This is a genomic window from Pseudomonas protegens (genome assembly GCF_003732485.1).
Taxonomy (GTDB): Bacteria; Pseudomonadota; Gammaproteobacteria; order Pseudomonadales; family Pseudomonadaceae; genus Aquipseudomonas; species Aquipseudomonas protegens_B.
In genome coordinates, this window is sequence record NZ_MOAK01000080.1 from 129400 (window position 1) to 135870 (window position 6471).

The 6471-nt window shown below is 62.4% G+C and carries 4 protein-coding genes; all 4 read left to right on the plus strand.

What is annotated here, in order from left to right; genetic code table 11:
* Nucleotides 1-129: 129 nt before the first annotated feature.
* Nucleotides 130-1170 (plus strand): threonine aldolase family protein, encoded by a 1041-nt coding sequence (locus BLX41_RS21820; protein ID WP_123726563.1) that lies wholly within the window; start codon nucleotides 130-132, stop codon nucleotides 1168-1170.
* A gap of 362 nt (nucleotides 1171-1532) precedes the next feature.
* A complete protein-coding gene (locus tag BLX41_RS21825; RefSeq protein WP_123726564.1) occupies nucleotides 1533-2978 on the plus strand; it encodes a purine-cytosine permease family protein in 1446 nt (481 codons plus the stop codon).
* Nucleotides 2975-3799 carry a nitrilase-related carbon-nitrogen hydrolase gene (locus BLX41_RS21830; protein ID WP_123726565.1) on the plus strand — a complete coding sequence of 275 codons (825 nt, stop codon included), beginning with the start codon at nucleotides 2975-2977 and terminating at the stop codon, nucleotides 3797-3799. The genes BLX41_RS21825 and BLX41_RS21830 overlap by 4 nt, the downstream gene beginning before the upstream one ends.
* 1259 nt (nucleotides 3800-5058) lie before the next feature.
* The coding region (gene tssI, locus BLX41_RS21835) for a type VI secretion system tip protein TssI/VgrG (protein ID WP_259745065.1) at nucleotides 5059-6471 on the plus strand (1413 nt) is incomplete at its 3' end.

Below are 6471 nucleotides of genomic sequence, written 5' to 3' on the forward strand. Positions count from 1 at the left end.
TTGTCGGTTTTCAGCATCGCATCACACATAAATCCTTATGGGCCATGCATTATTCCGGCATAAACAGAACGTGTGCTGGGCCATTATTCTTGGGTAAAGTGCGCACCATCATCGACCACGGAGCCGGCCATGACCGACAAGAGCCAACAATTCGCCAGCGACAACTACTCCGGCATCTGCCCTGAAGCCTGGGCCGCCATGGAGCAGGCCAACCACGGCCACGAGCGCGCTTACGGCGACGACCAGTGGACCGCTCGCGCCTCGGATCATTTCCGCAGATTGTTCGAAACCGACTGCGAAGTGTTCTTCGCCTTCAACGGCACCGCCGCCAACTCCCTGGCCCTGTCGTCGCTGTGCCAGAGTTACCACAGCGTGATCTGCTCGGAAACCGCCCACGTCGAAACCGACGAATGCGGCGCCCCGGAGTTCTTCTCCAACGGTTCCAAGCTGCTGATCGCTGGCACCCAGAACGGCAAGCTGACCCCGGAATCGATCCGCGAGATCGCCCTCAAGCGCCAGGACATCCACTACCCCAAGCCGCGGGTGGTGACCCTGACCCAGGCCACTGAAGTGGGCAGCGTCTACACCCCGGAAGAAGTCCGTGCCATCAGCGCCACCTGCAAGGAGCTGGGGCTGAACCTGCACATGGACGGTGCGCGCTTCTCCAACGCCTGCGCCTTCCTCGGCTGCACCCCGGCGGAGCTGACCTGGAAAGCCGGCGTGGACGTGCTGTGCTTTGGCGGTACGAAAAACGGCATGGCGGTGGGTGAAGCGATCCTGTTCTTCAACCACAAACTGGCGGAAGACTTCGACTACCGCTGCAAGCAGGCCGGTCAACTGGCCTCGAAAATGCGCTTTCTCTCGGCGCCCTGGGTCGGTCTGCTGGAACATGACGCCTGGCTCAAGCACGCCCGTCACGCCAACCACTGCGCACAACTGCTCGCCAAGCTGGTGGAAGACATTCCCGGCGTTGAGCTGATGTTCCCGGTGCAGGCCAACGGCGTGTTCCTGCAACTCTCGGAACCGGCGATTGCCGCCCTGACCGCCAGGGGCTGGCGCTTCTACACCTTCATCGGCAAGGGTGGCGCGCGCTTCATGTGCTCCTGGGACACCGAAGAAGAGCGTGTGCGCGAACTGGCGGCGGACATCCGCACCGTAATGAGCGCCTGACCCACCCCCCCCGCATGTAGCGAAGAGGCCCGCAACCCGGGCGCCGCTCTCACGAGCGCCTTCGCCGGCAAGCCGGCTCCTACAACGGCCAGCACACCTCCCGCCCCGTAGGAGCTGGCTTGCCAGCGAAGAGGCCCGCAGCCCGGGCGCCGCTCTCACGGGCGCCTTCGCCGGCAAGCCGGCTCCTACAACGGCCAGCACGCCTCCCGCCCCGTAGGAGCTGGCTTGCCAGCGAAGAGGCCCGTCAAGCCCCCCACATCAGTTCACAAATTCCTGAACTGATTATTTGCCCCCACTGATTCAACAACCGCTGCGTTTGTCCGAGACTCCGGGGTCGACCTATAAAAACAAGGCTGTAGCCCATGACGACCTCTTCTTGCGTCACCGAGAAAGCCCATCCTCCGGGCCTTGCGATCGAAACCCGTTCCATCGACTACGTGCCGCGCGATGAACGCCACGGCAAGGTCTGGCACCAGGGGCCCTTCTGGTTCACCGGCAACTTCGTGCTCACCACCATGGTCACCGGCTTCACCGGCGCGGCACTGGGCCTGAGTCTGCAATACGCCATCCTGGCGATCGTCATCGGCGTGTGCCTGGGCACCTTCTGCATGGCCTTCCACGCCAACCAGGGCCCGCGCATGGGCCTGCCGCAGATGATCCAGTCTCGGGCCCAGTTCGGCCTGCGGGGCGCCATCGTGCCGTTCACCGCGGTGGTGTTCGTCTACATCGGCTTCAACGTGTTCAACGTGATCCTCGCCACCGACGCCATCAACACGGTGATCCCCGGCGCCCGGGCGCCCTGGTACACCCTGATGATCGCCATCGCGGTGCTGATCGCGGTGGTTGGCCATGACCTGTTGCACACCGTGCAACGCTGGCTGACCTACGTGATGATCAGCGTGTTCGCCGTGCTGACCGTCAGCGCCCTGCTGACTCTGCAGGCCGACTCGGCCCTGGCCGACCCGCACTTTTCCTGGTCGGCGTTCCTGATCCAGCTGTCAGCCGCCGCCGGTTACCAGATCAGCTATTCGGTGTACGTGTCCGACTATTCGCGCTACCTGCCGCACCAGACACCGTCGCGCCAGGTGATCTTCTGGACCTACCTGGGCGCCGCCGGCTCGGCCCTGTGGCTGATGTCCCTGGGGGCCTTCCTGGCTTCCGCCCTGCCTTCACCGGATGCCATCGCCAGCGTGCGCGAAGTGGGCAACAGCCTGATTCCCGGCTTCGGTACATTCACGGTGCTGATCGCGGTGCCGGCGCTGGTGGGCATCATGGCGGTCAACTGCTACGGCGCCATGCTCACCGGCATCAGTGCCATCGACGGCTTCAAGTCGATCAAGCCCAACCTCAAGAGCCGGGTGACCGGCATCCTGCTGGTGGCGGTGGTGATCTTCCTGATCGCCATGAACATTCCCGAAAGCTACCTGGGCAGCTTCAACACCTTTGTCCTGCTGATGCTGTATTTCCTGGTGCCCTGGACTGCGGTCAACCTCGCGGACTTCTACCTGGTGCGCAAAGGCCGCTACGCCATCAGCCATATCTTCAATCCCGCCGGAATCTATGGCCGCTGGTCCAGCGCCGGGCTGCTGGCGTATTTTCTCGGCCTGCTGGCGATGGTGCCGTTCATGTCCCTGAGCTTCTACCAGGGTCCGCTGTCCCAGGCCCTGGGCGGCGCCGACATCGCCTTCGTGATTGGCCTGGCGGTGGCCGGGCTGGTCTACTGGGCGCTGACCCGCAACCTGGACCTGGAAGCGGAACGCCTGGCCATCCAGGCCAGCGAACAGCAACTGGAAGGAGGCGCGCAATGATCCCCCAGACATCCCTGAAAGTGGCCTGCCAGCAACTGGCACCACGGATCGGCGACCTGGACTACAACCGCACCCTCAGCGCCGAAGCCATCCGCCAGGCCGCCGCCCGCGGCGCCCAGGTGGTGGTGCTGCCGGAACTGGTGCAAAGCGGCTACGTGTTCAGCGGTCTGGCCGAAGCCCTGGCCCTGTCCGAAAACCTCGACGGGCCGACCTTGAGCCTGTGGAAAAGTCTGGCCCAAGAGCTGCAGGTGGTGATTGTCGGCGGCTTCTGCGAGCGTCTGGACGATGATCGGGTGGCCAACAGCGCCGCCCTCATCGAGCCTGAAGGAACGCTGACGGTGTATCGCAAGGCCCACCTGTGGGATCAGGAGAACCTGATCTTCACCCCGGGTGACGAGCCGCCGCCGGTGGTGGCCACGCGCTTCGGGCCGATTGCCATGATGATCTGCTACGACCTGGAGTTCCCCGAGTGGGTGCGCCTGCCGGCCCTGGCGGGGGCGGCGCTGCTATGCGCGCCGGTGAACTGGCCGGACGGCCCGCGCCCGGCCAGTGAGCGTCCGGCGGAGATGGTCCGGGTGCAGGCCAATGCGGCAGTCAACCGGATGTTCATTGCCGCCTGTGATCGCTGTGGCCAGGAACGCGGGGTGAACTGGGTGGGCGGCTCGACCATCGTCGATGCCGACGGCTATCCATTGACGGGTAAGGGACGAACCACCGCGGAGCAATTGCTCTTGGCGGATCTGCGGCTGGCCCAGGCCTGGCACAAGTCCATCAGTGACCATAACCATGTGCACCTGGACCGTCGGCTCAGCTTGTACTGAGCGAAGTCGAAATCTCAGTGAAGAGGGAGCTTGCTCCCTCGCGGCGATGCTGCAGTCATCAACCTGATGCCTTGATCTGAGGTAATGGATCTACAGATACTTGAGTCGCTTGTGCTCATGACGACACTTGGCCAGGAAAGAGCACTCTGGACACCAACAGCCTTGCGTAACGGAGTTTGGAATCGCATACCAGGTATGTCCGAGACTGCACCGCCACTGCAACTTGGTTTGTGAGTCAATGTAGTCTTTCGAGAGGCAGTCGCCGCCACGTGCCCGGGCCATATTTTTCATGGCTTTAATGTTGCTGCGCATGCTGTCGTAATAGCATTGGCGGCACCAGGCACCTTGCTTGACCCTGGCAAAGGAGGCTTCCCAGGTATGACCTTGCGCACAACGCCAACTCAAGGCTCTGCTGCTGTTGATGTACTCAACGGCTAGGCACTTTCCACCGCGCGTTCGGGCGGCCGCTTGAGCGTCTTCCAAGGTGCGCCGCCTTTTATCCGTGGCACACACCGGGCACCAGCTACGGTGCTTGACGCTAGCCGGAACCGCTTTCCAGCGATGCCCCTTACCACACTCCCAGAGCAAGGCATGGGCGCTGTCGATATAGGTTTTGGATAAACAACGTCCGCCGCGTCGAGCCGCAATCTCCTGCATCTCCTCCAGAGTGTCGCGCTTTCTCACACGAAAACAGGTCGGACACCAACTGCCCTGTTTAATGCTCGCGAATGTCGCGTGCCAGCGATGCCCCAACACACACTGCCATTCCAGGCGCCTCCGGCGCGACTCGTAGTGCGTCGAAAGACATTGCCCATCCCGCTCTACGGCAACCTGCTGCGCGGTTTGCAGCGTGTCGCGCCGCTGCAGACGAGCGCACACCGGGCACCAACTACCGCGAATGACCCGGTAAGGGTCGGCCAACCACTCATGCCCCAACCCGCAGCGCCAGGACAGTCGCGTAGAGAGATTGCCGTAGGTCTCGGACAGGCACGCACCACCCCGGGCCAAGGCCAGTTGCTGCATACCTTCAATGTTCTTGATCGTGTGTTGAGTCATGGCATTTGAAAAAAATTAACGGTGCCAAAGCTTAAACACCCCGGCTCTTCGTTGAGGCCAGATTTCGAAGCTCGGAATATTCAGATCGCCTTTAGGAAGTCTCTTAACTCAACTTTTCTGCTGCATTGTTAGTTTGAGCACCCATTGACACCCGGGCCAGGTACGGCGCGGGTCTGGCCTCTCTCAAGCTTAAGGATGAGCCTATGTTCGCGCCGGCCGACACTGCGCATTTCGTGCTGTCCATCCCTTCCGTTCACCACGACTTCAAGGTGCTGGCCTTCAAGGGTCGCGAAGCCATCAGCGAGCTGTATGCGATCCATATCGAGCTGGTTTCGGACAACCCCAACGTCGATCTGGAGAGCCTGCTCAACCAACCGGCATTCTTGCAGTTCGGCCTCAAGGGTGAAGGCATCCACGGCCTGATCGACGACATCGAAATCGGCGACAGCGGCAAGCGCATGACCCGCTATCACCTGATCCTGCGTCCCCACCTTTATCAGTTGCAGCACCGCCACAACCAACGGGTCTACCAGAACCTGACGGTGCCGCAGATCATTGCCAAGGTGCTCAAGGAGCACGGCATCCTGGCCGACCAATACCGCTTCAACATTGCCCCCAAGCCTTCGGTGCCCCGGGTGTATTGCGTGCAATACGGCGAGACGGATTTCCAGTTTCTACAACGCCTGTGCTTCGAAGACGGCATTCACTGGCACCACGAACACAGCCTCGACCAGCACCTGCTGGTGTTCTCCGACAATCAGACCGACTACCCGATCCTGGCCCAGGCGCGCTATCAGCAAGGCAGTGGCCTGGCTGCCGAAGACCCGGTGGTCAACCATTTTGCGGTGCGTTTCAGCACCCGCACCAGCCAGGTGGTGCGCCGCGACTACGACCTGAAAAAGCCCGACCCGCGTAGCGCGTCCAACGGCGCCAAGCTCGATCCGGTGCCCAGCACTTTGCACAGTTGCGCACAGAGCGAGGCGCTACCAATCCTTGAGGACTATCGCTACCCGGGCCGCTATAGCACCGGCGCGGTGGGCCAGCAACTGAGCCAGATCGCCCTCGAAGGCCACCGCGCCGACTACCAGTTGGCCAAGGGTCAGGGCGATCTGCCGAACTTCCGCTGTGGCCATCTGGTGACCCTGACCGAGCATCCGCGCAGCGAGTACAACCAGATGTGGCTGCTGGCGAGCGTTGAGCATGAAGGTCGACAACCGCAGGTGCTGGAAGAGTCGGTCACCGGCGACGACCGCCACGGCGGCTTTACCCAGGGTTACCGCAACCGCTTCAGCGCCATTCCCTGGGACACCTTCTTTCGGCCGCAAGAGCCCGCCGCCAAGCCCCGCCTGAGCAGCCAGACCGCGCTGGTGACCGGCCCTGCCGGTGAGGAAATCTGGTGTGACGAATTCTCGCGCATAAAGATTCAGTTTCATTGGGACCGCGAAGGCGAGCGCAACGAGTTCTCCAGCTGCTGGGTGCGCGTGGCCACCAGTTGGGCGGGTGAGGGGTTTGGTCACGTGATCATCCCGCGGATCGGCATGGAAGTGCTGGTCAGCTTTATCGGTGGCGACCCCGAGCAGCCGCTGGTCACCGGCTGCGTGCCGAACCAGCACACG

Excerpts from the sequence above, each read along its gene's own strand:
- BLX41_RS21820 (WP_123726563.1), top strand. The coding sequence starts at position 130 with ATGACCGACAAGAGCCAACAATTCGCCAGCGACAACTACTCCGGCATC.
- BLX41_RS21825 (WP_123726564.1), top strand. The coding sequence starts at position 1,533 with ATGACGACCTCTTCTTGCGTCACCGAGAAAGCCCATCCTCCGGGCCTT.
- BLX41_RS21830 (WP_123726565.1), top strand. The coding sequence starts at position 2,975 with ATGATCCCCCAGACATCCCTGAAAGTGGCCTGCCAGCAACTGGCACCA.